Annotated in this window: 17 protein-coding genes; 13 read left to right on the plus strand and 4 right to left on the minus strand. The window is 65.8% G+C overall.

Annotated elements, in window-relative coordinates; translation table 11 throughout:
* The first annotated feature begins 28 nt into the window (after positions 1-28).
* From LT970_RS13170 to LT970_RS13180, 3 genes are all read left to right on the plus strand, one after another.
* On the plus strand, positions 29-2,884 hold the full coding sequence (locus LT970_RS13170) for a PKD domain-containing protein (protein ID WP_232688815.1): 2,856 nt from the start codon (positions 29-31) through the stop codon (positions 2,882-2,884).
* A gap of 299 nt (positions 2,885-3,183) precedes the next feature.
* On the plus strand, positions 3,184-4,569 hold the full coding sequence (locus LT970_RS13175; protein ID WP_232688816.1) for an MBL fold metallo-hydrolase: 1,386 nt from the start codon (positions 3,184-3,186) through the stop codon (positions 4,567-4,569).
* 317 nt (positions 4,570-4,886) lie between these two features.
* Complete coding sequence (locus LT970_RS13180; RefSeq protein ID WP_232688817.1) at positions 4,887-6,584, plus strand: alkaline phosphatase family protein; 1,698 nt, start codon at positions 4,887-4,889, stop codon at positions 6,582-6,584.
* A gap of 598 nt (positions 6,585-7,182) precedes the next feature.
* On the opposite strand, the gene LT970_RS13185 is transcribed toward LT970_RS13180, so the two are convergent.
* The gene (locus tag LT970_RS13185; protein WP_232688818.1) at positions 7,183-8,127 is read right to left on the minus strand and encodes an NAD-dependent epimerase/dehydratase family protein; all 945 of its coding nucleotides are present in this window, start codon (positions 8,125-8,127) and stop codon (positions 7,183-7,185) included.
* Between the two features lie 93 nt (positions 8,128-8,220).
* On the opposite strand from LT970_RS13185, the gene LT970_RS13190 reads away from it, so the two are divergent.
* Positions 8,221-9,255, plus strand: a complete 1,035-nt coding sequence (locus LT970_RS13190) for a sodium:calcium antiporter (protein ID WP_232688819.1) — start codon at positions 8,221-8,223, stop codon at positions 9,253-9,255.
* 477 nt (positions 9,256-9,732) lie between these two features.
* Here LT970_RS13190 and LT970_RS13195 read toward each other — a convergent pair whose 3' ends face one another.
* On the minus strand, positions 9,733-10,011 hold the full coding sequence (locus tag LT970_RS13195) for a hypothetical protein (protein WP_232688820.1): 279 nt from the start codon (positions 10,009-10,011) through the stop codon (positions 9,733-9,735).
* 296 nt (positions 10,012-10,307) lie between these two features.
* Here LT970_RS13195 and LT970_RS13200 point away from each other — a divergent pair, with 296 nt between their 5' ends.
* The 6 genes from LT970_RS13200 to LT970_RS13225 all read left to right on the plus strand — a co-directional run bounded on the left by LT970_RS13200 (position 10,308) and on the right by LT970_RS13225 (position 18,850).
* Complete coding sequence (locus LT970_RS13200; RefSeq protein WP_232688821.1) at positions 10,308-11,969, plus strand: DUF7343 domain-containing protein; 1,662 nt, start codon at positions 10,308-10,310, stop codon at positions 11,967-11,969.
* A 623-nt stretch (positions 11,970-12,592) separates the two neighbouring features.
* On the plus strand, positions 12,593-13,138 hold the full coding sequence (locus LT970_RS13205) for a ribbon-helix-helix protein, CopG family (RefSeq protein WP_232688822.1): 546 nt from the start codon (positions 12,593-12,595) through the stop codon (positions 13,136-13,138).
* Positions 13,139-13,247: 109 nt separating this feature from the next.
* Positions 13,248-14,456, plus strand: a complete 1,209-nt coding sequence (locus LT970_RS13210; protein WP_232688823.1) for an Nramp family divalent metal transporter — start codon at positions 13,248-13,250, stop codon at positions 14,454-14,456.
* Positions 14,457-16,463 (plus strand): hydantoinase/oxoprolinase family protein, encoded by a 2,007-nt coding sequence (locus tag LT970_RS13215; protein WP_232688824.1) that lies wholly within the window; start codon positions 14,457-14,459, stop codon positions 16,461-16,463.
* 20 nt (positions 16,464-16,483) lie between these two features.
* Positions 16,484-18,115 carry a hydantoinase B/oxoprolinase family protein gene (locus tag LT970_RS13220; protein WP_232688879.1) on the plus strand — a complete coding sequence of 544 codons (1,632 nt, stop codon included), beginning with the start codon at positions 16,484-16,486 and terminating at the stop codon, positions 18,113-18,115.
* Positions 18,116-18,262: 147 nt separating this feature from the next.
* Positions 18,263-18,850: a DUF998 domain-containing protein gene (locus LT970_RS13225; RefSeq protein WP_232688825.1), complete on the plus strand. Its 588-nt coding sequence runs from the start codon at positions 18,263-18,265 to the stop codon at positions 18,848-18,850.
* Between the two features lie 583 nt (positions 18,851-19,433).
* Here LT970_RS13225 and LT970_RS13230 read toward each other — a convergent pair.
* Together LT970_RS13230 and LT970_RS13235 are read right to left on the minus strand one after the other, a co-directional pair.
* Complete coding sequence (locus LT970_RS13230) at positions 19,434-20,090, minus strand: AIM24 family protein (protein ID WP_232688826.1); 657 nt, start codon at positions 20,088-20,090, stop codon at positions 19,434-19,436.
* A 393-nt stretch (positions 20,091-20,483) separates the two neighbouring features.
* The gene (locus LT970_RS13235) at positions 20,484-21,344 is read right to left on the minus strand and encodes a DUF7351 domain-containing protein (protein WP_232688827.1); all 861 of its coding nucleotides are present in this window, start codon (positions 21,342-21,344) and stop codon (positions 20,484-20,486) included.
* Between the two features lie 323 nt (positions 21,345-21,667).
* On the opposite strand from LT970_RS13235, the gene LT970_RS13240 reads away from it, so the two are divergent.
* The 3 genes from LT970_RS13240 (at position 21,668) to LT970_RS13250 (ending at position 25,972) form a co-directional block, all read left to right on the plus strand.
* Positions 21,668-22,456 (plus strand): cytochrome b family protein, encoded by a 789-nt coding sequence (locus tag LT970_RS13240; protein WP_232688828.1) that lies wholly within the window; start codon positions 21,668-21,670, stop codon positions 22,454-22,456.
* A gap of 274 nt (positions 22,457-22,730) precedes the next feature.
* On the plus strand, positions 22,731-24,197 hold the full coding sequence (locus LT970_RS13245) for an AMP-binding protein (RefSeq protein WP_232688829.1): 1,467 nt from the start codon (positions 22,731-22,733) through the stop codon (positions 24,195-24,197).
* Positions 24,194-25,972 carry an acyl-CoA dehydrogenase family protein gene (locus tag LT970_RS13250; protein ID WP_232688830.1) on the plus strand — a complete coding sequence of 593 codons (1,779 nt, stop codon included), beginning with the start codon at positions 24,194-24,196 and terminating at the stop codon, positions 25,970-25,972. The genes LT970_RS13245 and LT970_RS13250 overlap by 4 nt, the downstream gene beginning before the upstream one ends.
* Positions 25,973-26,359: the final 387 nt, after the last annotated feature.

Here is a 26,359-nt window from a genome sequence, read left to right on the forward strand (position 1 = left end):
GCCTAACAGCGAGCGCACCGGAGACAGCATGATACGCAAACAGACTACACGACGCGCGTGCTGGCTGGCGGCACTCGTTCTGCTCGCACCCGTCGCCGGCGCCGTCCCGCTGGCGACGGCTGCGCCGGCGAGCGCTCCGGGCACGCAACAGTACGCAGTGGTACAGAACGGGCAATGTTACACGGTCGGCGCCGTCGGCGACGGATCGACGTCCGTCGCCGACCACTACGACTACCGGAATCCGTACAACTCCGAACCCGGCGGATACACGTACTCCTCGCACGGCGCCATCCAGTCGAACCAGGTGAGCAACATCTACGTCTACGACGGGAGCGGTGGGACGAGTCTCGTGATGGTCCACGACGCGCAGGGAGACGCGCCCGGCGGCAGCACCGTCACGTTCGATCTCTCCGGGCTCCCGACTGACGGCGAGTGGGTCGTCCAGGACGACAACTACCCGCTGAAGGACGACGAGTGGAGCCTCCAGGACGGCACGGCCACCATCGACTGGTTCTGGGGCGCCGGCCGGACCGACGGTGGTGTCTTCCTCGGCCTCAACGACATGAGTGCCGACGACAGCGGTATCACCGTCACGCCGCAGTTCAACGAGGACGCCCCGAACTGGGATACCTGGGAGCAGGAATCCTCGACCAACCAGGAGATGACCGCCTGGATGTTCCAGTCCGGTGACGGCAGCGCTGTGTCCCTCGACATGTCCTCCTCGGTCACCATCTACCAGGGGTCGTGCGCGCAGAACGACCTCGACGGGAACATCGACGCCAGCATCGACGCGCCCGGCCCGACAAGCGTCGGCACTAGCGTCTCGTTCTCCGCGTCCACGCCCACGGGCAGCGCGAGCCAGTACGACTGGAACTTCGGTGACGGCGCGACCACCAGCACGCAGAACGCCTCGACTTCCCACACGTACAGCGAACCAGGCATCTACAAGGTGTCTGTCACCGCAATCGGTGCGAACAACTCTGACGCCGCGTTCGCGACGGTGGAGGTCAGAGCGGCGAACAACGAGGCCCCCACCGCGTCCATCTCCGGTGGCGGCTACCAGGACGCCGCCGACGGGCAGATCCACCTCGACCCGCGCTCGGTGGTGACGTTCTCCGCCGCAGGGTCGACCGACGACGTCGGTGTCGACTCGTACCGGTGGAACTTCGGCGACGGAACGACCGTGACCACGAAGACCGCCGCGGTTCCACACACGTTCGCCGAGGCGGGTAACTACACGGTGGAAGTCACTGCCGTGGACACCCAGGGCGCGACCGCTACCGCGGCGATGGACGTGGTCGTCGAGGACACCATCGTTCCGACGGCGAAGATCAGCGGCCCCGAACCCGTGAACGTGAACGCGAACGAGTCGGTGGCGTTCACCGGGTCGCCGTCCACCGACGCCAACACCATCGTGAGCTACAACTGGACGATGGGTGACGGCACGAACCTCACCGGCGAGTCGATCACGCACACGTACACGAAGGCCGGCAACTACACGGTCACGCTGCAGGCCACCGACCAGAGCGGCAACACCGGCACACACACCCAGGTCGTCACCGTGGCGCCGCCGCCGACGCCGCCGGTCGCGAACCTCTCCGCCCCCGCCGCCGTCGAGGCCAACGCGAACGTCACGCTCGACGCCTCGGCGTCCTCGGACGAGGGCAACATCACGACCTACAAGTGGAACCTCGACGGCGAAGGGCCGGTCGAGGAGACGACCCAGCAGCCGACGCTGACGACGAGTCTGAGCTCGCCCGGCGAGCGCACCGTCGTCGTCACCGTCGTCGACAACGACGGCGAGACGTCGTCCGCTGAAGTGACGCTCAACGTCACCCCGGAGGCGGCGCCGACGGCCGCCTTCGACCTCTCGGACAGCGTCACGAAGGGGAAGTCCCTGTCCGTCGACGCGAGCGGGAGCACCGACAACGGCCGCATCGCGTCCTACGAGTGGACGTTCGGTGACGACGCGACCGCTACCGGCCAGACCGCCTCGCACACCTACAGCGCCACCGGCACGTACAACGTGACGCTGACGGTGACTGACGCCGCGGGCAACGACGCGAGCGTGACCCACACGGTCACTGTCGAGAAGCCCGCTGACAACCCCGACCCGCCGTCGAACCCGACTCCACCGTCGAATCCGAGTCCACCGTCGAACCCGAGTCCGCCCGCTACCTCTCCGAACATCGGGTTCGCGGACTTCTCGGTGGCCGCGACCGAACTCGTTACGGGCGAGAACGCCACCGTCACCGCGTCGCTGCGGAACACCGGTGACGCTGCGGGCGTCAAGACGGTGACGTTCACCGCGGGCGACCACACCGAGAAAAAGCGGGTCCGCCTCGGCGCGGGCCAGCGCACCGACGTCACGTTCACGTACGCCTTCGAGGAACCCGGCAACTACACGGTGTCCGTCGGCTCGAAGTCCCGGACAGTCACCGTGACGCCCGCCGTCACCGAGTTCGAGGTCTCGGACCCCACCGTTCGGACTCAGAACCTCCGCGTCGGCGACGCCGCCATCATACAGACGAAGGTCACCAACACCGGTACCGTCGCCGGTAACTACTCGCTCGAGCTGACGACGAGCGACGGATCGGTCGTCACGAAGAACGTCACGCTCGCCCCCGGCGAGACGAAGACGGTCTCGTTCACGCCGACCGTCGAGATGAGCGGCGACCACACCGTCTCGTTGGGCAACAAGTCGGTGTCGTTCTCCGTGCAGTCCTCGGACACGACCAATGACCCGGGAACGACAAACGCGGACAACAGCGACCTGGGGACGACTGACGGTGACGCGTCGTCCGGTTCGACGCCTGGGTTCGGTCTCGTGACCGCACTCATCGCCGTGCTCGCCGCCGCGCTGGTCGCGCTCCGAGAGCGCTGACCGCCGCCCCATCCCCGTCCGTTCTCTGACTGCCCTCGTTCTTTGACCCCCCTTCGTTCCTCGACTGCCCGCCGTTCTGCGACCGTCCTCCGTTCTCTGATCGTCCTCTGTTCGGCGGTCTACGACGCCCTCCGAGTATCGCTCCATCACCCCGCGCACCACCCCACCGTTTCCGCTGTTCTTCCCGTTCTTCCTGGCCCGCTACGACTCTCGCTATCACTCGCCGAACTACCTCACAGAGAGCTTCCACCCCTCGAAAACGGGCGCTAACAAAGGTAGTAACGTACCAAGAGCTGACCATGCGGTTACGACACCTGAACGCCTCGACGGTGGTCGTCGAGTCCGACGACGTTTCGGTACTGTGTGACCCCTGGATGCTCGACGGCGCGTTCTATGGGTCGTGGGCCCACTACCCGCCTCTGGACTACGAGCCCGAGGACTACGCCGACGTGGACTTCATCTACGTCAGCCACATCCACCCCGACCACTTCCACCGCCCGACGATGGAGCGTCTCGACGAGGACACACCGGTCCTCATCCACGACTTCGCGACTGACTTCCTCCGACAGAACATCGAGGCACTGGGCTTCGAGGACGTGCGCGAACTCCCCCACGACGAGCGCACGCACCTCGCGGGCGACCTCCACCTCAACATCCTCGGCGCGGACGACTGCGACCCCGAAGCGTGTGGCAGTTACTTCGGCTGTTCGTGGTGGATGGACTCCGTCGCCGGTCGGCGAACCGACGGCTCCACCCAGATCGACTCGATGGGCGTCTTCGACGACGGCGAGGACGTACTCGTGAACGCCAACGACTGCCGGTGGCCGATGAGCGACGCCGCGTGCCGCCGGGTCGTCGACCGCTACGGCGACGTCACGATGCTGCTCGTGCAGTACGCCGCGGCGAACTTCTACCCGCAGTGCATGGGCGACTACCCCGAGGAGCAACTGCGCGCGGAACAGGCGGACGTCATCGAGGAGATGTACCAGGACGCCGAAGCGTTCGTGAACGTCCTCGAACCCGACTACTTCATGCCGTTCGCGGGCGACTACACGCTCGCCGGGAAGTACGCGTGGCGCAACGACTACCTCGCCGTGCCCGAACGCCACGAGGCACGCGACCACTTCGAGACGAGCGAGAACGTCCCCGAGGACGCCGAGTGCGTGCTGCTCGACGCCGAAGAACACCTCGACCTCGAGACCGGTGAGCAGTCCGCGCCGTTCACGCCCGTCGACCCAAAGGCCAAAGAGCAGTACATTGAGGAGGAACTCTCCACGCACACGTACCCCTACGAGGACGACGAGATGCCGACACTCGACGACCTCGAGGCGCTGCTCGACCCCGCGTTCGGTCACCTGACGGAGAAACGCGAGGCCATCGGCTACGAGTCCGACACGACGGTCCTGCTCGACCTCGTGGACGGCAAGGTCGCCGCGTTCGCGATGAACGACGGCGGTTCGCCCGAAATCCTCTCCGAGAGCGAGGCCGCGGACGTCGAGGAGTACGTCCGCATGCAGATGGACCCGCGTCTCCTCGCGCGCATCCTGAAGGGCCCACAGCACGCGCACTTCAACAACGCCGAAATCGGCTCCCACATCACCGTCGAGAAGCAACCCGACGTCTACGAGCGCCCGCTGTACTACGCGATGAGTTTCTTCCACGAACCGACGAAGGTCCCCGCGTAGCCGTTCGGCGTCGCCCCGCCCGTTTCCACCCACTCGGATACCGCTCATCACCCACTTCAGACCGACGTGGCGGCCAGCTCAGAACCGTTCTACGACTCGTTCACCTGAACCTCGTTGTGACTGTCGGGGCCGATAGAAACCAACTACTGCCGTGCTCGCCGGACTCAGCGTGACGGTACGCGACCCATACTAAAACTGCCCGTGGACGTTGCGAGTGGTGTGAGACGACCAGGACCACTCCACCGGCAGTCGACGCCCCGGACGACCCGAAGCGGGAGACAGCGGAGCCACCGCGCCGGCTCGGACTGCACGCACAGATGACGGCGACGCCGCCAGACGCCAGGGACGCCATCGTCCTCGGCATGGACGGCGTCCCGTGGCCGCTCGTCGACAGGTGGATCGACGCCGGACACCTCGAGCACTTCGCGCGCCTCCGTTCGGCGGGCGCGTCGGCCCCGCTGGAGAGCACGACGCCGCCGACCACGTCGCTCGCGTGGCCGTCTATCGCCACCGGCGTCCGCCCGGACAAACACGGCATCTACTGGTTCCAGTCACTCGGCGCCGACCACACGCACACCACGCACACCAGCGCCGACGTCGAGCAGCCCCCTATCTGGGACATCGCGTCCCCCTCGGTCGTCGGCAACGTCCCGATGACGTACCCTGCGACCGAGTTCGATGGTGGCTCAACCGAGCGAAGCGAGTCCGACGGCGCGCTCGTCTCCGGAATGATGGCCCCGGGCGTCGACGCCGACGGGTTCACGCACCCGCCGTCGCTCGCGGACCACATCCAGGAACAGATTCCGTCCTACCGGGTCGGCCTCAACTGGAGCAAGTACCAGGACGACCCCGACGCGCTTGTCGACGAGGTCGACGCGCTGGTCGACGCCCGCGCCGAACTCGCGCGCACGCTCCTGGCGCGGGACTGGCGGCTGTTCTTCTTCGTGTTCACCGCGCCCGACCGCCTCCAGCACCTCGTTTGGGACGAGGACATCCTGCTCGAGCACTACGAGCGACTGGACGCCGCGCTCGGCGAGATGATGGACGCCGCCGAGGAGCGCGACGCCAACCTGTTCGTCGTCTCCGACCACGGATTCGGGCCGGTGTCGGGCGCCGTCAGCGGCAACGCCGTTCTCGAGCAGGCCGGCCATCTCGTGCGGAAGGCGGACGACGGTAGCACGCGGACGCTCCTCGACCGCCTCGGCGTCACCAAGGACACCGTCTCGTCGCTGCTCGCGCGCGCAGGAATGGACGAGAACGACCTCGTCGGCCGCCTGCCGAAGCCGCTGGTCGACGCCGTCGCGAGCACCATCCCCGGCGAGCACGCCATCTACGACGTCGACTACTCGGAGACGGCGGCGTTCTTCCACGGCGCCGGGAACCTCTACGTGAACGACACCGAGCGCTTCGACCCCGGCGTCGTCGACCCCGACGACGTCGACGACTTCAAGCGCGAACTGGTCGAGCTGTTCGCGACGCTCACCGACCCCGAGACCGGCGAGCCCGTCCTCCGCGTCGACGACGGCGACGAACTGTTCCCGACGGACCCGGACTCCCCGGACCTCGTCGTCACCGGAATCGGCGAACACGTGATCAACACCGGCCTCACCGACGACGTGTTCCTGCGGGAGACTTCGAAGGTCGCGGACCACCGCCCCGAGGGCGTCTTCTTCGCGTGGGGCCCGGACGTCGAGGCTGGCGCGGCCCCCGAGGACGCGTCCGTGTTCGACGTGACGCCGACGGTGCTGCACGCGCTCGGCGATGCGGTCCCCGAGAACGCCGACGGGCGCGTCCTCGCGGAGATATTCGACCCGATGTCGGCGGCCGCCGGCCGCTCGGTCGAGACCCGCGAGTACAGACAGGACGACGACCCAGTCGCGGTCGACGAGGACGCGGCTGACTACGAGGACGGAGACGCCGAGCGTGACGGTGACGACGGGACGGATGGGGACGAGACGGACGAGAACATGGACGACGTCGAGGACCGACTGCGCGGCCTCGGCTACATCGACTGAACGGCGCCCTCGCGGCTGTTTTTCGGCGCTATTTTCCCCGGATTTGGTCGCCCCGATGTCCGTGAGCGACGACGCTGGGCCGTTCCACGGCGCCGAACCGACCACCAGAAGTTGCCACCCTCCTCCGTGTGAACGGGACGGAATCACGAACAGGTCAGCTTGTTCTCGTTAAGATATCGAAAAACAGCCGCTGTCGGTCAGTCGCTCGGAGAAAATCTGTCCCGGCCGACCACGTCCGCACCAGAACGCGGCCGGTGGCAGGTGGGACAGAGGGGTGAGCCGGGCCGGGTGTGCTCACGGGGGGTGGAGTGGTGGGTAGTTCGATGCGACGTGCTGGTGGCGTCCATGCCCGGAGGCTGTCTGCCACCATCTACTTGTGACGACCTCTCCCCCCTTTGTTACACACCTGCTTACCGTTCTCACACGAACGCTGCCAGAGTATACACTGACTACCAGCCCGAGTTCCACTGCCCAGCGCTGCCGACCGGCTGGTCGACTACCTGCTGCCGACCGGCTGGTCGCTAACCTGCTACCGATTAGTTGGTCGATCGCTGCTGACCGACACCTGCAAGAACAGTCGTCGCGCTCCGCCGCCCGCTCAGGCGCGCGGCTCGACTCGCGACTCGATGAGGTCCCGGAGCCCCTCGTCGAAGGCCACCTCGGCCTCGAACCCGAGTTCCTCGCTTGCCTTCGTCGTGTCCGCGACGTTGTGCTCGATGTCACCGTCCCGAGCGTCCGTGTGCACGACGTCCACGCGGTCACCCGTGAGCGCCTGCACGTCGTTCGCGAGTCCGGCCACACTCACGCTCTCTCCCGTGCCGACGTTGAACGCCTCGCCGACTGCGTCTGTCGTCGCCGCCGCGAGATTCGCGCGCACCACGTCGCGAACGTGGACGAAATCCCGGGTCTGGCTACCCGACCCGTGCACGGTCAACGACTCCCCGGCCGCCGCCTGCTCTAAGAACGCCGCGATGACGCCCGCGTACTCGCCGCCCGTCTGCCGCGGCCCGTAGATGTTGAAGTACCGGAGCGCCACCGTCTCGACGCCGTAGAGGTCACACGCCGCGCGCACGTACTGGTCAGCCGCCAGCTTATCGATGCCGTACGGTGACACCGGCTCGGTCGGATGCTCCTCGTCGAGAGGCAGGTACTCCGGGTCGCCGTACACCGCCGTCGAGGACGCGAACACGAACCGCGCGTCCTCACGGCGCGCGCACTCCAGGAGGTCCACGACCGCGGCGTGGTTCACACGGGTACACGCAGAGGGTTTCGCGATCGACTCCGGCACGCTCACCATCGCCGCCTCGTGGAAAATCAGGTCGACGCCGTCGGTCGCCGCCTGCAGCGTCTCCGGGTTCCTGATATCGCCCTCGACGACCGTCGCCGCCGCGGGCACGTTCTCCCGGCTACCGTTCGAGAAGTCGTCGAGCACGCGAACCGTGTTCTCGCCGACCAGCGCGTCCGCGAGGTGGCTCCCCACGAACCCGCCGCCGCCCGTCACGAGAACCGTCTGGTCGCTGATCGTCGTCTCCGGGGTGTTCATCGTTCCCCGAGGGTGCCGGCAGGCGCTTTGTTATGCGTCGATTTCGGCGACGAAACTCAACTGTTAACTGGCGCCCCTTCGACCGCTCCCACGATGATATTCGGTGGTCTGCTCCCGGACTCGCCCGCCGTCAACGTGCTCGTCATCGCCGCCGCAACGGCCCTCATCTGGTTCGGCAGCGGCTGGCTCGAGGAGTCCGCCGACCACCTCTCCTCGCACTACGGCCTCCCCGCCGTCGTGCAGGGCTCTATCGTTGTCGCGGTCGGGTCGAGTTTCCCGGAACTCGCGAGCGTCGTGCTGACGGCCGCCGCCGGCACGTTCAACATGGGCGTCGGCGCCATCGTCGGCTCCGCCATCTTCAACATCCTCGTTATCCCCGCGCTCGCCGGCGTCGCCTCGGACGGCCACCTCGAGACCAACCGCACCATCGTGTACAAGGAAGCCCAGTTCTACATGATTGCGGTCTCCACGCTCGTCGTCACGTTCGCGCTCGCCGTCATCTACGCACCAGTCCCCGACGGCCCCGCGCTCGCCGGCCAGCTCACGCGCCCCCTCGCCGCTATCCCCCTCCTCCTCTACGGTCTCTACCTGTTCATCCAGTACCAAGACGTCGGCGACCACGATGCCGACAGCCCCGACGACGTTCCCGTCGCTCGCGAGTGGGGACGCCTGGTGGTCGGCCTGGCGGTCATCCTCGTCGCCGTCGAACTCCTCGTCACCAGCGTCGAGTCACTCCGCCACACGTTCGGAATCCCGGAGTTCCTCGCCGGCGTCACCATCATCGCCGCGGCGACCAGTCTCCCGGACACGCTGGTGAGCGTGCGCTCGGCGAAGGCCGGCAAGGGCGTCACGAGTCTCGGCAACGTCCTCGGGTCGAACACCTTCGATCTGCTCGTTGCCATCCCTCTCGGCGTGCTCATCGTCGGCACCGCTCCCGTGGACTTCGCCGTCGCCGTCCCGATGTTCGGCGTGCTCACGCTCGCCACCGTCCTTCTGTTCACGTTCCTGCGCACCGACCTCTCGGTCACCGGCCTCGAGGCCGCGACGCTCCTGTTGGCCTACGGCCTGTTCGTCGCGTGGATCGTCGCCGAAACCGTCGGCGCAACCAGTCTCATCAAGGGCGCCTAGCCTCGCGCTACACCAGACGGCGGTGTGGGCAAGAACTCTTCCTGGCGCGACGCGATTCGTTCTTTCGTTCGTCGACCCTCAGGGGTTGAGCGGTTACTGATGGTCGAGGAAAGATGGACGTGCAGACGGACGAAAGACCCCGTGAGTGCCCCGAATCGGGCATGGTTACAGACGAACCCTGGATGGGTTGAAGCCCGTACACGGATATGCTGTTCGCGCTCGGGGGCGAGTGGCTGTTCGAACATTCCGGGTCCGCTGGTCGCGTCCCGGCAGCACAATGGGCCGCCCAGAAATCGTCGTAGTCGGGATGGGAGAGCCTTCAAATACGCACCCAGGGCCTCGACGTTGGGCAGCGTGATCGCCTGACTGCGGCCAGTCGGTCTGCCGTTGCTTCGCGCTCGTCGCCGTCGGCGCTGCTAGGTCGGGAGTTCGCGCCGAAAAATGGTTCGGCAGGATAAGTTACGCGCGAACGACCAGTCAGGAGCTGACCGTGGTCGTTCCGTTCTTAGTGGTCGTCTCGTTACCTGTGCCGCCAGTTGTCGTCATTTCACTGTTCTCGGTCGTCGTGCCGTTTTCAGTCATCTCCTCGGTGGTCGTCATGCCGTCTTCGGCCGTCGTGTTACCGCCGACGCCACCGTCTGTGATTGGAGCCGTGTCTCCGCCACCGTTCCCGCCCGGGCCGCTACAGCCAGCCACGAGCAGGAGGACGGCGACCATGACTGCCGCGACCGGTTTCCGCGATGGTTTCCAGTTCATGTCTGCATCTGTCCCTGGGACCGGAGGGACGGTAAAACGGGGAAGTCGTTTCGCTCGTTTCGAGGAAAGCGTCCTGTGTTCCGACTGTTCCACGCGTTTCACTTTAAATGGGGGATACAACCCAGAAGTGTTGCGTCTCGGGCAGAAATAATAACCAGTCGGGCACTCGTATCCACACAGTGAGAGCCGATGCGAACTGAGCCGTCCGCCGACAGTCGGTTCTCGCCACTATGAACAGACGCGCATGTCTCCTCGTTTGTCTCGTCGTCGGCAGCGTTGTGGCCGGAGTACCCAATGTGACCACGGCGAGACCGCCGGACGTTGAGAGCTTTGAGTACGCTGGCGACGCCGCTGTCCCCGACGGACGTGACTCGCTGTCGCTGTGGCGCTCTGAATCCCACCAGTTCGAGACTACGATATCCACCGCGGAGACGGAGAGCGACGCTCGGCTCTGTCTCGTTGCCGAGTCGGCGACGGAGAACGTGACCCGGGAACTCGCTTGCCGGGCTGCCGACATCCCGGCGAACGGCACAACGACGGTCACCATCGACGTGGCGGAGTGGCCGTCGGCCCTCACCGGCGAACAGGAGGTCCGCGTCGAACTCCAGTCCTCGAACGACTCTGCGGTCGTCTCGCGGGGGTCGCTTTCAGCCACTGTCATCGAGAAGGGCGGCGACTTGGACGGCGACAGCCTGACGAACGAACGCGAGGTCGACGCGGGCACCGACCTCCGGACCGCTGACACCGACGGCGACGGCCTGGAGGACGGCATCGAATTGGAGACGTACGACACGTCGCCCACGAACAACGATACTGACGGCGACGGTCTGAACGACAGCGCGGAGATAAACCAGTACAACACCGACCCGACGAAGCTAGACACCGACGGGGACGGCCTGGCCGACCCGCGGGAGCTAGCGCTGGAGACCAATCCGAACAAGCAGGACACCGACAGCGACGGACTAGGCGACAGCGCCGAGGTGAACACGTACCAGACGAACGCGTCGAACCCCGACACCGACGGCGACGGTCTGAACGACGGCGCGGAGATAAACCAGCACAACACCGACCCCACTGACCGGGACACGGACGGCGACGGCCTGACCGACAGCCTCGAAGTGAACACGTACGGAACAGACCCCCTAAAGATCGACTCGGACGGCGACGGCCTAGAGGACGGCACAGAAGTCGAGGAGTACGGCACCGACCCGACCGAACAGGACACCGACAGCGACGGCCTGGAGGACGGCACGGAGGTGAACAGGTACGGGACGAGCCCCACGGACCCCGACAGCGATAGCGACGGCCTCGACGACGGCCCAGAAGTGAAGCGGTACGACACCGATCCGACGAATCCTGACACCGACGGCGATGGCCAGAGCGACCTGGCGGAAGTGCGCGCGAAGTGGTCGAACGCCCTTCCGACGTGGACGTTCGGACTGGTCGGCGCGTTCGCGGTCGTCGCCCTCTGCGGTGCGGTCGCGTCTCGGACCGGCTACGTCTCGTTCGGCGTCCTCCGGCGCGCGAGTCGGTGGTCGCACACCGGGAACAGAGCGGCGGGCGCTGACGGCGGGCGGAACGGCAGTGGAGCGGACGCCGAACTGCTCGAAGAAGCCTCGACAGTGGGAGCGAACGACGCGACCGGAGCCGACGCCACCTCCGAATCGGAGCCGGCGGGTGCGGAGATTACCGACCACGACGACGTGCCCCCGGAATTCCTCGCGAACGACGAGCGGGTGTTCCGCCTCCTCGACGAGCACGACGGCCGGATGCAGCAGACAGCCATCGTTGAGGAGACCGGCTGGTCGAAGGCCAAGACCAGCCGGGTGCTCTCAACGATGGACGACGACAGACAGGTGATGAAGATCGAACTCGGGCGCGGGAACATCGTCGCGCGTCCCGACGACCTCCCGCCGGGCGTCGAATCCTCGCGCGAGGAGTCGCCGGACGACGAGTGAACGCCAGGACCCATCGACGAGGGAGCACCTCGATACGAACGGGGAGTGAAACGACCTGTGAGCAAGCGGAGGGCGGCAGCGGCGAGCGGGGCGAGCCGTCTGCGCTTCATTTAGTCTGAGAGGCGCCGCATGCACGGAGTGATATCCCTCGTTCCGATATGGAACGATATCCTCCACCAGAGGGCGTGAGAGGGTTTGGATCCGACTGCTCGGAAGCGTCGGTCACGAGGATCGCTCGCTCGGCTCTCGGTGGACCGCGGCACTATCACGAGTGCGCCCGCTCCGTGGTGTGTCATCGTTGTCCGGATTCCAGGGACAGCTCTCACTCCAAGATCGTTGACATACGTTTCGAGTTGTTCCGTGCTAAATCGTTCCTCGAAAGTCAGGTACAGGTGACGTGCGTCCCCCGAAGTCCTTCCCACTGAGGCTGTCTGGAGCTTGCGAAATCCGGAGTCTGTACTCGATCCGGAGTTCAAGCGAACTGATCTCAATCTACCCCTCATCGAATGTCACCGTGAGGGGGTTCGAGAGCGGTGAGAAGCCGACGGCCGTACTGCGGTCCTTCTCTTAGCCCCGACGAATGAGACAGTGACATACAAGTACGTCCCGAAGAGATACGAACCATGCCTGCAGACCGAGTGACGGTCTCTCTTGATGATGACTCGCGGTCCGCGCTCGAGCAACTCACCGAGCAAACGGAGGGGAGTCGAAGCGAGGTGGTCCGCGAGGCGATTTCGTTCTACACGGCGAACTTCGAGTCTGCGAAGGCGAGCAACAGCGACGACCTACAGACCTACTATCAGATGCTGACGACAGGCGAACACATTTTGCTAGACGTCGACCTGCTTCATGCGTTCCTGAACCGTGTGGACGACGGTGACCAGCACGACTCCGAGTTCCTCGAGACGGTCGATCGGGTCGCCCACTACCACACTCAGGAGTACGCGAAACGGTTCGATTCGCTGGGTGAGCTTCTCAACTGGCTCTCGTTCTGTGGTTTTCTGACGGCCCGAAAGATGGAGGGGGACAGTTACCAGGTTGTATTCCCATCCGAATCGGTGCGCTGGTTCATGATGCGGTTCATTCAGGGGAGTATCGAGGATCTCCCCTTCGAGGTAGAGATCGAGGAGAGCGTGTCGAAGGTGTTGTTGACCGAGTGTGAAGACTGAGTTGCAACTCGCTGGTTTTCATATCTCTGATGTGGCTGGTGCGTACAGTTCTTAACAACTCTTTTTCTCGATGAAAGCCACTGTGGTAAACGATATAACGCAAATAACAATGAACGTTGTCGAAAGACTCAAGACAATCGGGCCAGGTGCGATGGTCGCAGCGGCGTTCATCGGCCCCGGCACGGTAACGACGGCGAGCGTAACAGGTGCAAGGTTCGGCTATGCACTGCTCTGGACGATCGCATTCTCGATCATCGCGACGATCGTCCTTCAGGAGATGGCCGCGCGACTGGGACTCGTCTCGGGCGAAGGGCTGGGCGAGGCGCTCAGGGGACGCTTCGACAACCTCATCGTCGAGTACATCAGCATCCTCCTCGTCGTCGGTGCAATCGGCGTCGGGACGGCGGCGTACGAAGCCGGGAATATCCTGGGTGGGGCCGCCGGTCTGGCGACGATCACCGGTATAAGCTCCACGGTGTGGGCCGTCACCATGGGACTCGTCGCTGGTGTACTGCTGTTCACCGGACGATACAAACTAATCGAGCAAGCGCTAGTGGGCCTCGTCGCCATCATGGCCTTCTCGTTCATCACATCGGCCATCCTGATTGGACCGGACGTGAGTGCGATCTTCGCCGGATTCGTTCCGAGCATCCCGTCGGGGTCGCAGTACCTGATCACTGGTCTAGTCGGGACGACCATCGTCGGCTACAACCTGTTCCTGCACGCGAGCAACGTCCAGGAACGGTGGTCCGGCCCGGGCGACCTGCCACAGTCACGGACTGACACGATTCTATCTATCGCCATCGGTGGCTTCATCACGATCACGATAATGGTCACCGCTGCAGCGGCGTTCCCGACGGGAACGGAGCTCAGCGGTGTCGGCCGCATGGCCGAGCAACTCAAGCCGCTCGCTGGCCCGTACGCAAAGATATTCTTCAGCATCGGTCTGTTCGCTGCTGGCTTCACAAGCGCGACGACGGCGCCGCTGGCAGGTGCCTGGGCGACGGCGGGCGCCCTCGGCTGGGAGTCGGATCTCGAGAGCACGAAGTTCCGCGCCGTCTGGGGCATCATCCTCACGGTCGGCGTGCTGTCCGTCCTACTCGGCGGGAGTCCGGTCGAGATTATCGTCTTCGCACAGGTCGTGAACGGAATCTTGCTCCCCATCGTCGCGGTCTTCCTCATTTATGCGATGAACCAGGACGACCTCCTCGGTCAGTACACGAACAGTACCGTCGCGAACACCCTTGGCACCGTCGTCACCATCATCGTCGTTTGGCTCGGCGTCCGAACCCTACTCAGCGTCGCGGGGGTGCTGTAGATGACCGGCCGTGTTGTCGGTGTCGACGTCGGCGGGACGTTCACTGACGTGACGCTACTGGTTGACGGCGAACTCGTCACGGCGAAGGTGCCGAGCACCGAGGGTCAGAGCGAAGGCGTGATGGCAGGCATCGAGAAGGCCTGTGCTGACGCCGGCATTTCGCCCGACGATATCGAGGGTTTCTCGCACGCGATGACCGTCTCGGTGAACGCGCTCCTCGAGGAGTCGGGTGCGAAGACCGCCTTGGTCACGACCGAGGGATTCCGGGACGTCCTCGAAATCGGCCGTCAAGATAGGCCGTCGCTGTACGACCTTGAGGCGGAGAAGCCGACGCCGCTCGTGCCGCGGCGTCGCCGCTACGAGGTGAGCGAACGAACGACGACTGAGGGAATCAAACAGTCGGTCGACGAAGACGAGGTTCGCGAGGTGGCCAATTCGATCCGCGACGACGGTGCCGAGGCGGTCGCCATCTCGCTCCTCCATGCGTACGTCCATCCCCAGAACGAGCGGCGCGTCGCCGAGGTGCTTCGGGAGGAACTTGAGGTTCCCGTATCGGCATCGCACGAGGTCCTGGCGGAGTTCCGTGAGTACGAGCGTACCTCGACGACTGTCGTCGACGCGTACGTGCGACCGGCAATCGACAGGTACATCGGCCATCTCACCGAACGGGCCGCCGACGCCGGCGTGCCCCAACCCCGCATCATGCAGGCTAACGGGGGAATCACCGACGCGGACACAGTTCGACAGAAAGCCGTGCTGACGGCACTCTCTGGGCCGGCAGCTGGGGTCGTTGGCGCGAGCGCTATGTCCAGTGGCGGTTCTGACGACCAGGATGCAAGACTCGTCACGTTCGACATGGGTGGGACGTCGAGTGATGTTAGTCTCATCCGCGACGGCGACGTAAAGCGGACGACCGACGGGTCGATAAGCGACCGGCCGATCAAGACGCCGCTGGTCGACATCGAGACGGTTGGCGCCGGTGGCGGGTCGATCGCGTGGGTCGACGCCGGCGGTGCGCTCCGCATCGGCCCGCATTCGGCGGGGTCCGACCCTGGACCGGCTTGCTACGGCTGGGGCGGCACCGAACCGACGGTGACAGACGCCAATCTCGTCCTCGGCTATATCGGGTCCAGCACCAGCCTCGGTGGGGAACTGTCGCTGGACGAGCAGGCGGCCTACGATGCGCTCGCCGACCTCGCCGAAGAGGCCGGAATGGACGGGGCGGTCGAGGCCGCACGGGGCGTATATCGTGTTGCCAACGCGAACATGACGCGTGCGATCCGGTCGGTCACGGTCGAGCGCGGGTTCGACCCTCGAAAGTTCGGCCTCGTCGCGTTCGGTGGTGCCGGACCGATGCATGCTGTCTCAATCGCGGACAATCTCGACATGGAACGCGTCGTTATCCCACGAGCCTCCGGGGTTCTGTCCGCGTACGGGCTGCTCGCCGCAGATGAAAAACAGGACGCAGTCAAGACCTATCAGCGGTCACTCGCCGCTGTCGACCTTGACGATGTCGACGGTATCTACGCTGATCTGGAGGAGCAGGTGCTTGCGGAGATCAGCGCCCCCGACCGCGCCACGGTCGAACGCACCGCCGACCTGCGCTACGCGGGCCAGAGCTTCGAACTGTCCGTCGACGTCGGCGAGTCGTTCAGTCCCCGCGACGCTGCAGAGCGGTTCGCGGAGGCGCACGAAGTCGCGTACGGGTACCAGATGGACGAACCGGTACACCTGGTCAACTGTCGCGTCACGGCGACCGTCGAGCGGGCGGTGCCGGACGTCGAGTACGCGGCGAGCGGTGACGCGATGAAGGGAACTAGGACTACGACGTTCGAAGACGGCGAGTACGAGACGCCTGTGTATCACCGCGAGCGGCTTCAACCGAGACAGACAGTCGAAGGGCCGGCCGTGATTGAACAGGACGAAAGCACGATTGTCATCCCCCCTACGTGGGACGTCCGCGTCCGCGAAGACGGCACGCTGGTGTCCGAGGTGGGTGACGAATGACCGAGGACGACGCGACCACGATGGAAACCAACGGAGTTGATGCCAACGTGAGCAGCACAGACGATGAAATCGACCCCGCGACGCTGGAGATTCTCCGGAATCAACTGGAGAGCATCGCGGAAGAGATGGGGCACGTCCTTATCACTGGATCGTACTCGCCGAACATCAAGGAACGCCAGGACTGCTCGACTGCGCTATTCGACGTCGAAGGGAAGATGATCGCGCAGGCGGAACACATCCCCGTTCATCTGGGTGCGATGCCCGACGCGGTCGACGTGGTCATGGACAAGGACCCGAAGCCGGGGGACGTGTTCATCGTCAACGACCCGTTCGAAGGCGGCACCCATCTTCCGGACATCACCCTCGTGTCGACCATCGCGCCCGAGGACGACGTCATCGGCTTCGCCGTCTCGCGAGCGCACCACGCAGACATCGGCGGGAGTTCGCCTGGGAGCATGCCGCCGGGCGCCCAAGAAATCTATGAGGAGGGGCTCCGGCTCCCGGCCGTCCGCCTCGTCGACGGTGGGGAGCAGAACGACGAGGTCCTCGAGATGATTCTAGCCAACGTCAGGACCCCTGACGAGCGGCGTGCCGACCTCCGCGCTCAGCGCGCTGCGAACGACCGCGCGGAGGAGCGACTCGGCGACCTCCTCGACGAGCACGGCTCGTTGCTACTGGATGCTTTCGACGCCGTCGTCGACTACTCGCGAGAACGCGTCGAATCCGAACTCGCGGATCTCCCAGACGGCGAATACCGGGCGCGCGACGTGCTCGAAGGCGATGGTGTGACGGACAGCGACATCCACCTCGAGACAACGGTCACCATCGACAACTCCTCGATAACAGTGGACTTCTCGGGGACGGCCGAGCAGGTCGACGGGAACCTTAACGCGCCGCTGTCCGTCGCGAAAAGCGCCGTCTACTTCGTCGTCCGCGCAGTCACGGACCCCGAGATTCCGTCCAATCACGGCTGCTACGAACCAGTGACGGTCTCGGCGCCGACGGGCACGCTACTGAACCCGTCCCCGCCCGCCGCAGTGGTGGGTGGGAACGTCGAGACCAGCCAGCGGGTCACCGACATCACCCTCGAGGCGCTCGCCGAGGCGATCCCCGAGCGCGTGCCAGCCGGCGGGCAGGGCACGATGAACAACCTCATCATCGGCGACCGCACGGGCGAGTTCACCTACTACGAGACGATCGGTGGCGGCTTCGGTGCCAGACCCGGCAAGGACGGTATGGACGGGGTTCAGGTCGGAATGACCAACACGCTCAACACCCCGATCGAGGCGATGGAGACCGAGTATCCGCTCCGATTGGAGCGATACGCGCTCCGGGAGTCGAGCGGCGGTGACGGTAGATACCGGGGTGGACTGGGCCTCGAACGGTCAGTTACCGTCGAGACTGACGCGACCGTGTCGCTACTCACAGAACGTCGACGCACGGCACCGGCCGGCGTCAACGGCGGTGAGGACGGGGCCACGGGCGAGAACCTCGTCGACGGTGAGCGCGTCCCGTCGAAGGCCTCGGTCGACGTGAGTGCCGGGACCACCGTGACGATTCTCACTCCCGGTGGTGGGGGACACGGCGAGCCAGACGACCGTTCCCAGGAGGCGAGAGAGCAGGACCGCATGGACGAGAAGATGACCGAGTGACGGTTCCGTCTCGACCTCGCGTTCGGCGGTGTCGCGGCCGTCCTGCTCTCACGCGCCGCCAGTTCGCACGTCGAGTGAGCCACTCCGGGGCGGCGCTGCCCGGTTGACCAAACCACTTATCGCCCGACCGTCCGGAGAACCGACACGATGGACGCTACGCGATACCGGGACGTCGGCGGTGTGTCGCTCGTAAGCGGTGGGGCGCTGGTAGTCCTCGGGTTGGTCACGGCCCAGTCCCAGTACCCGGGGTACAGCACGACGACACAGACAATCAGCGCGCTCGGAACGGCGAGCGCGCCGGCGGCGTCCCAGGCAGTGTTCAACGCCACGATGGTGCTCACGGGCGCGCTGTTGCTCGTCGCGGCCTACGCCCTCCACCAGGTGTACGCTCGACGCGCGCTCACCGGCGCGGCCGCGGGGACGGCACTCGGCATCGCGGGCGTCGGACTGTTCCCCGCGCACACGGGTCTCCCGCACGTCGTCGCCGCGATGGTGGCGTTCGGCGGGATGGGCGTCACCGCGCTCGTGGTCGCGGCGACCGTCAGTAGCACGTTCCGGTACGTCTCGGCTGTACTGGGGACGCTCGAACTCCTCGCGTTGGTGCTCTTCGTCACGCTCGGCAGCGCGACGACGCTGGGCGTCGGCGGCTTGGAGCGGTGGGTCGCGTACCTCGGAGTCCTGTGGACGACGGCGTTCGGCGGCTCCCTCTTCACGGGCACCGGAGCGCACGCCTGACGTCCGTCACCGCTCTGTACCGCCACCACGGGGGCGAGCGAGAACGGCGATAACGCGGCGTAAATGCGTGGATACTGCAGGATTACTGCGGACGAAGTGGGGGTGGTGTGGCTGTACGGACACGACCGACTTCCGAGTCACGACCGGCCAGCCGGCGACCCCGGCGAGCGCTACACAACGACCAGGAGGAACGCCCCGAGCAGCACCCCGGCCGCGCCGATGAGCGCCCCGGCGACCGACGTTCCCGCCATCCGGCGGACGGCGCCACGAGCGGGTCGACGTCGCTTCGGGCGACCGACCCGGTCACGCGGACGAGCGTATCGGGGTCGCACTCGTCCACGCTGTCCACGTCGGTCGCTCGGAACACAGCTGCTGCTCGCCAGACGTACCGGGCGCTCGCCGCGAGCGCGACGCCGCCGACGAGGAGCATCACACCGCCGAAGAGGCTGGAAGCGGAGAGTTCAGTCGGGAGGACCATTCAGGGAGTCGTTCGCCGGATGCGGCCGACGCTTGGATTTGCGTGCCGAAATCGGGGTGCTGTCGAGCCCGTCTGTCGGTCGAGCTGTCGGGTATCCGTCGTCCGTCAGGCGTGCTCCTCGTAGGGCTGGACGACCACGAAGCCGTCGCCCTCGGGGAACTGCATCTGGTAGCGTTCGCCGGACTCCTGTCCGACCATGTCCGAGAGGCTGCGGTTGACCTCGACGTTCGGCGTGGTTCCGCTCCACGCGACCGTGGCGCTCGGGTCGGTCGAAACCGGTGGTTCGAGGACGATGGGGTCGCCGTGCGTCGTGATGGCGACGTAGCCCGGTCCTTCGAGGTAGACGTTCGTGAACCCGCCGGCGAACGCGCCGGCAAGGCTGTCCATGGACGCGATCTCGTAGCTGACGTCGGATTCGAACGCGAGCACGTCCTCGCCGTTGACGGTGATCGAGTCGTCAGCGTCGAGTTCGAGGAGCTGGATCTTCTTCTCGTGGTCCGCGAAGTAGGCGTGGCCCTGGCCCTCGACGGCCATCACGGGCGTTCCCTCGCCGGTTGCGGCCTGCTTGAGGAACCCCTTCACGCCCCCCTCGGCGGAGCTACGTCCGGTGAACGACAGGTCGCCAGTGAACGCGATCATCGATCCCGCTTTCGCGGTCACCTCCCCGTCGACGGCGACGTCGAGGGTGTACTTGTTCTCCAGTTGGAACGGCGCGTCGGTCTCGGTCGGTGCGTGCTCTGCGGTGAACTGGTCGACGTTCATGGGTTTCGAGGCCGGTTGCGTTCGGCCGTGTCTGGGGCGTGGAGGCGGAGCCACGTAAATCCGCAGCCAGTGTCTCTGACCCAGAGACCGGCGGTCGCTCCGGACGAGAACGGGAGGAAGAAATTTATGGGAGATGTGTCGTGGTCTAGATATGGACGTGGTCGCTACGGCCGTGACTGTCGGCGTACTCTTCGGGGTGGGGTACTGCTATCTTCGCGCCTACTGGATCGACGACCCGATGCTGAACAGCGAACTGTTCCGGTAGCTGTCTTCGCCGTATCGCCCGGTTGTTCTCCCCGCTGCTGGACGACAGAACCGTTCTCGGTGGACGACGGAATCGTTCTCGGTGGACCAGGGAACCGTTCTCGTGGGACGACAGAACCGTTCTGTCGATCACTGTTGGCGCGCGTAATCGACGACGGTGGCGGACTCGTCGATCGTCAGTTCGAGCGCGTCGCCGTCGATCACCACCGTGACGTTCAACCGAAGGGGGTCCTCTGACTCGATCGCCGCGTCCGGGTCGAGGAGCGGGATGACCTCCCAGACGTACGTCTCCCGGAGGTCGATTCCGGCGTCGAAGAGGAACGAGACGACGGCAGGGTGGTCCATGACGACGCCACCCACGTTGAGGTTCCGCCTGGTGCCACACTCCCGACACTCGAACTGGACGTCGAGAATCGACCGGTACGTGACCGACTCGTCACTCGACAGCGCGGTCAACGTCGAGTCCACGTGACCGTTACACAGCGTACAGAAGCCGCGGCTGAGCTGCTGGGCGATCGTCAGCAGGTGCTTGCTGAACACGCGCGGAAGCGCCTCGGAATCTATCGCCGCGACAGTGACGGGCGGGACGGGCATCTGTGTGATCAGCCCGTCGCAGTCCGTGCACTCGACGGTGATCGAGCCGTCCTCGTAGCTCGCGAGGACGTCCCCTGCACAGTGCATACAGTCCCCCGCAGGCACCGAGTCGATTTCGACGTCGCTGGCTCCCGTGAACTGGCCGGAGACGGCCGCTCCGATCGCTTGCCGGCCCGCGTAGGTCACTGTGTACCCCTCCCCGTCTTTCCGGACGAACTGCGGGGTGAGCGCGTTCAGGTGGTAGTTGAACGTGCCGGAGTCGCGGACACCGATTCGCGACCGGAGGTCGGAAAACGAGAGGTGGTCGGGGTACGCGTCCCAGAGGTGGTGGATGATGTCGATCCGGGATTCGTTCGCGAGCAGGCCGAAGACGTCCTCGAGCTCGCGGGATGACATCCGGTCGTCGAGCATGTCGGAACTCCTGTTCGACTCCTCATCAGTATTCTGTCCTGTCTCTGTCGCTGCGAACTCGCTGTCTGTGGATCGGTTCGGCGACGCTGGTCTCTGGTGGGCCACCGACGCAAAAATGAAAAATACCTAACAGGACAGGATTCCTGCGAGCACTTACAGTTCTGACGTGAGCCATTCCCACCAGAACTGATGAACGCGTCCCCGCCACCCGAGCGGTCCGACACAGCAACCGGTACGGCCACCGCCCTCCAGTCGGCGTGCACCCTCCAGACGACCGACGATACGACGTTTCTGCATCGATACCCCGCATGAGTGACACCAGCCCAGACGACGACCGTAGCGACGGCACAGACCCTGACAGTGCTCGCACGGACGGGACGGGTATCGTGCCGCCGGACGACGAGACGCCGACGTGGCGCGAACGCAATGAACGCACCACGGGGCTCTCCCGGCTGACCTACGAGTACTTCGAGCGCTCCCGGCGCGAAGACCAGGACCTCCGCGAGGAATCAGACTACGTCGAACGCGACGTGCTCGCATTCCCCACCTGGCCCCACGAACTCATCCGGAACCTCGCACTGACGTGCTTCTTCGTCGGAATGATCGTCTTCCTGGCGGCGACATTCCCGCCGCATCTCGGTGCGGTGGCGAGCTCCAGTCAGACACCACAGGTCATCCTGCCGGACTGGTATCTGTACTGGTCGTTCGGCCTGCTGAAACTCGGCCCGCTGAACCCGGAACTCGCTATCCTCAGCGGCGAGAAACTGATGAGCGACGGCGTGTACGGCGTGCTCGCCAACGTCGCGGTCGTGGCCATAATCGCCGTCGTGCCGTTCCTCAACAAGGGGAGCGCACGCCGCCCCGTCGAACAGCCCTTCTGGGCCGCCGTCGGCGTCATGGGCGTCGTGTTCGCGACGACGATATCGATCTACTCGGCGAAGAACCTAATCCCGATCGACCCCCATCTACTGCTCGATCTGACGTTCCTGGTGCCGCCGGTCGCCGGCGCCGTCGCGTACGCCGTCCTCAAAACCATGCGCGAAGGCTACATGTACGACCTCAACCGCCGCTACTACAAACTCCGCCCGCCGAAGTAGGCTCCCTCGTTCTCCTGCTTGCCGACCATCTCTGCCGGCCGAACAGTTAATATACCGAACTATGATTGTCTTTCTGTACCTACATGTCACCGACGACACCGCGCGCGCTCCTCGACACTGAACGTGAATCGCCGGGCCGACGCCGGAACGTCGCCAGCGCTCGCCCCTCTATTGCCCGCTCCTCCGCAGCGCGACGCACCATCGCCCAGCCCTCCGGCGCTCCGTCCAGACCGTCGAACGCCACCGGCCTCGGCACGCTTGGGGTGACGGCCTGATGTTCACCTTCCCAGCGACCCTCGACCGGGCGAAGACGTTGTTCCCAGACGCGGGCATCAGCGACGGCGACACCCACCAGAGCTACCGAGAGACGGCCCAGAACGCCGAGCGACTCGCCACCACGCTCTGCGACCGTGGTATCGGCGACGGCGACGTCGTCGCGGTCGCCGCGTGGAACACGCCCCGATTCTTCGAACTCCTGTACGCGGTCACGGGCGTCGGCGCGACCATCTACCCCGTGAACGTGAACCTGCCGCCCGAGCAGATCGCACACACCGTCGAGAAGTCGGGCGCGGAAACACTCGTGTACGGGCCGGACTTCGCGAAACTCGCGGCGCCGTTCGAGGGCGACGCGATTCCCGTCGACGACCTCGCGATGGCCGACGAACCGACCGAACTCGACGCCGACCCGGACGACCCCGCGGTCATCCTGTTCACGTCGGGCACCACGGGGATGCCGAAAGCGGTCCGGTACACCCACGAGAAGATGGTACAGGGCGCGCTCAGCATCGCCCACCAGCTCACGGAGTACGACTCGCCCGCGTCGTTCTCTAGTGAGGACACGCTGTTCCCGGGGATTCCGATGTACCACTTGCTCTCGTGGGGGACGACGGTGTACGCGCCGTACCTCGGCGCTGACCTCGTGCTGGCGGGCCGGTTCGACCCCGAGCAACTGGCGGACGCGGCGGCGTCCGGGGACGCGACGTGGTCGTGTCTCGTGCCGACGATGGCGACACAGGTACTCGAAACGGGCCGGGACGTCTCCGAGTTGACCGTCCTCACCGGCGGGAGCGTCGTCAAGCGCGGGCTCACCGACCGACTGCGGGAGGCTGGGGTGTCGTTTGCGACCATCTACGGCGGCACGGACATGCTGAACGTCGGCATCACGCTCTGGACCGAACACGCCTGCGAGGAGGGCTACGAGTACGTCCGCCGGGCGACCCACCCGGCGCCCTACGTCGACGTCGAGATCGACGAGGCGACCGGCCAGGAGGGAATGGGCGAGATACTCGTGCGGTCGCCGTGGCTTCCCGACGGCTACTTCGACGCGCCCGCAGGCGAGGACGACGCGTTCGCCGACGGCTGGTTCCGCACCGGCGATCTCGGCCGGAAACTCCCGGACGGCGGACTGACCGTTCTCGACAGGCTCACGGATGCCATCAAGAGCGGCGGCGAGTGGATCCCGACGGGTGTCCTCGAGTCGGTCATCTCGGAGGCAGACGCCGTCGAGAACGCGGCGGTGCTGGCGACGGACGACGAGGAGTGGGGCGAACGCCCGGTCGCCGTCGTCGTCGGTGACGTGACCGAGGACGGCCTGGACGCGCATCTGACGAGCGCCGCCGAGGCGGGCCGCATCGAGTCGTGGTGGGCGCCCGACGACGTCACGTTCGTCGAGGAGATGCCGCTCACGAGCACGGGGAAGATACAGAAATCGTCACTGCGCGACGACCTGGAACTCGCATGACGGGCGACGGTATCGACTACGGCGACCTGGACGAGGGCCGACACTGCAACTACTGGGCACTCGACCCGACGCTCCAGTTCGAGGCGCGACGCGTCTACCCCACCGAGGAGTTCGAGTGGGCCGAGGACGTCCTCTCGTCGTTCGGTGACGTGCTGGGCAACCGACTGGCGGACACCGCCGACCGCATCGACGAGGCGGGCCACGAACTCCGGTCGTTCGACAAACACGGGAACCGGCTGAACGAGGTCGAGTACCACCCCTTCGTCCACGAACAGGAGCGCGTAGCGTACGAGGAGTTCGGCCTCACACACGACGCCTTCCACGCGCCGCCGGGCTGCGACGAACCCGTCGGGTTGACGCACACGCTCACGATGCAGGCGCTGCTGTCGTACGTCGACGCGGGCTTTTGCTGCCCCGTCTCGATGACCACGGGCGCCGCCATCGTCCTCGAGAAGTTCGACGACGGCAGCCTCGAGGAGTACTTCGAGGCGCTGACCGCCCGCGACGCCACCGAGCACATCGAGGGCGCGATGTTCCTCACCGAGAAACAGGGCGGGTCCGACGTCGGCGCGAACAAGGTGCGGGCCGAACGCACCGACGAGGACGACGTCTACGAACTCCACGGCGAGAAGTGGTTCTGCTCGAACATCGACGCCGAGGGCGCACTCGCGCTCGCCCGTACGCCGGACGCCCCGGACGGCGTGGAGGGTCTGTCGCTGTTCCTCGTACCGAAAACGTTGCCGGACGGCGAGGTCAACGACGCGCACTTCCGGCGGCTGAAGGACAAACTCGGCACCATCTCCGTGCCGACCGGCGAGATCGAGTTCCAGGGCGCGGAGGCGTACCTCGTCGGCGAGGAGCAGGCTGGCTTCCGGTACATGGCGGAGATGATGAACTTCGAGCGGTTGACCAACGCCACGGGCGCAGTCGGCGTGATGGGGCGCGCGCTCCTCGAGGCGAAGGTGCGCGCGGCCAACCGCGAGGCGTTCGGGAACCCTATCGAGGAGTACCCCCTGATGCGCCGGGACCTCGTCGACATGGCCGTGGACTACGAGGCCGCGGTCGCGTTCTCCTTCGAGGCCGCTCGCTTGCTCGACGAGCGCGAGCGCGCCGGCGACGACTCGGCGGCCTACCAGTTGCTGCGGCTGTTCGTCCCCATCGCGAAGAAGACCACCGCCAGGATGGCCGTCGAGACGTCGTCCTACGCGATGGAGATTCTCGGCGGGAACGGCTACGTTCGCGAGCACACCACCGAGCGACTGCTCCGGGACGCCCAGGTGCTTCCTATCTGGGAGGGGCCGTCGAACGTCCTCGCGCTGGACGTGCTCCGGGCGCTCGAACGCGAGAACGCCCACGAGGCACTGGTGCCATACGTCCGTGAGAAACTCGACGCCGTCGACCACCCCGAACTGACGGCCGTGGCCGACGAGGTCACCTCGCAGTTCCGAGACCTCCAGAACACGCTCGGCGCGCTCGCGGCCGAGGACGACGACTACGCGCAGTACCACGCCAAGCGACTCGCGGACCTGATATTCGACGTCGTGACCGCCGCGCTGTTGCTCGAAGAGGCGCAGTGGCAACTCGACGAGGCGGACGACGCCCGGAAGGCGCTCGTCGCCTGGCACTTCGTGGACACGCGATTCGGGAGCGAGGACGCGTACGGTGTCGCGTCCGGCGAGCGGTTCGCGATGGACGACGACGTCTTCGCGTCCATCGTCAAGCACGCCACGGCGGAACCGGGTGTGCTGGCGGACGCCGCGCCCGCCGACGACTGAAGCCCTGTCGCTTCCCGACGACTTCGGCGGCTACCGCGACGACCACCTGACTGTAGTAGAGCGCGTCGCTCCGGTCGCCGCGAGGTTCGAGCCGGTGCTGGACCTGGCCGACGAACTCGCTGTAGTTCATGCCCCGAGTGTTCGGTCTGCAGCGCCGTACAGGCACCCCGGCGTTCGCTCGGACCGGAGCGTCGCTCGACGAAACTCCGTACGTCTGAGAGCGCGTTCGAGCGAGCGAACACGCCGGAACCGGCGGGTTACTGCGGACGCACTGGGGGTCCGGTTGCGCAGGCGGCGCCGACGGCGCAACCGCCGGTTCTGACGGAACTCCGGGCGCTCCCGCCGCTGCTGCTGAAATCTTGGGCGGCATCGCCGGTGTGACACAAC

The organism is Halobacterium zhouii (assembly GCF_021249405.1).
In the GTDB taxonomy this organism is placed as follows: Archaea; Halobacteriota; Halobacteria; order Halobacteriales; family Halobacteriaceae; genus Halobacterium; species Halobacterium zhouii.

Bases quoted from the DNA above. Each gene is read 5' to 3' on its own strand.
- LT970_RS13175 (WP_232688816.1), top strand. From the start codon at position 3,184: ATGCGGTTACGACACCTGAACGCCTCGACGGTGGTCGTCGAGTCCGAC.
- LT970_RS13230 (WP_232688826.1), bottom strand. From the start codon at position 20,090: ATGAACGTCGACCAGTTCACCGCAGAGCACGCACCGACCGAGACCGAC.
- LT970_RS13240 (WP_232688828.1), top strand. From the start codon at position 21,668: ATGAGTGACACCAGCCCAGACGACGACCGTAGCGACGGCACAGACCCT.
- LT970_RS13225 (WP_232688825.1), top strand. From the start codon at position 18,263: ATGGACGCTACGCGATACCGGGACGTCGGCGGTGTGTCGCTCGTAAGC.
- LT970_RS13195 (WP_232688820.1), bottom strand. From the start codon at position 10,011: ATGAACTGGAAACCATCGCGGAAACCGGTCGCGGCAGTCATGGTCGCC.
- LT970_RS13180 (WP_232688817.1), top strand. From the start codon at position 4,887: ATGACGGCGACGCCGCCAGACGCCAGGGACGCCATCGTCCTCGGCATG.
- LT970_RS13205 (WP_232688822.1), top strand. From the start codon at position 12,593: ATGCCTGCAGACCGAGTGACGGTCTCTCTTGATGATGACTCGCGGTCC.
- LT970_RS13185 (WP_232688818.1), bottom strand. From the start codon at position 8,127: ATGAACACCCCGGAGACGACGATCAGCGACCAGACGGTTCTCGTGACG.
- LT970_RS13210 (WP_232688823.1), top strand. From the start codon at position 13,248: ATGAACGTTGTCGAAAGACTCAAGACAATCGGGCCAGGTGCGATGGTC.
- LT970_RS13220 (WP_232688879.1), top strand. From the start codon at position 16,484: ATGGAAACCAACGGAGTTGATGCCAACGTGAGCAGCACAGACGATGAA.
- LT970_RS13170 (WP_232688815.1), top strand. From the start codon at position 29: ATGATACGCAAACAGACTACACGACGCGCGTGCTGGCTGGCGGCACTC.
- LT970_RS13190 (WP_232688819.1), top strand. From the start codon at position 8,221: ATGATATTCGGTGGTCTGCTCCCGGACTCGCCCGCCGTCAACGTGCTC.
- LT970_RS13245 (WP_232688829.1), top strand. From the start codon at position 22,731: ATGTTCACCTTCCCAGCGACCCTCGACCGGGCGAAGACGTTGTTCCCA.
- LT970_RS13250 (WP_232688830.1), top strand. From the start codon at position 24,194: ATGACGGGCGACGGTATCGACTACGGCGACCTGGACGAGGGCCGACAC.
- LT970_RS13215 (WP_232688824.1), top strand. From the start codon at position 14,457: ATGACCGGCCGTGTTGTCGGTGTCGACGTCGGCGGGACGTTCACTGAC.
- LT970_RS13235 (WP_232688827.1), bottom strand. From the start codon at position 21,344: ATGTCATCCCGCGAGCTCGAGGACGTCTTCGGCCTGCTCGCGAACGAA.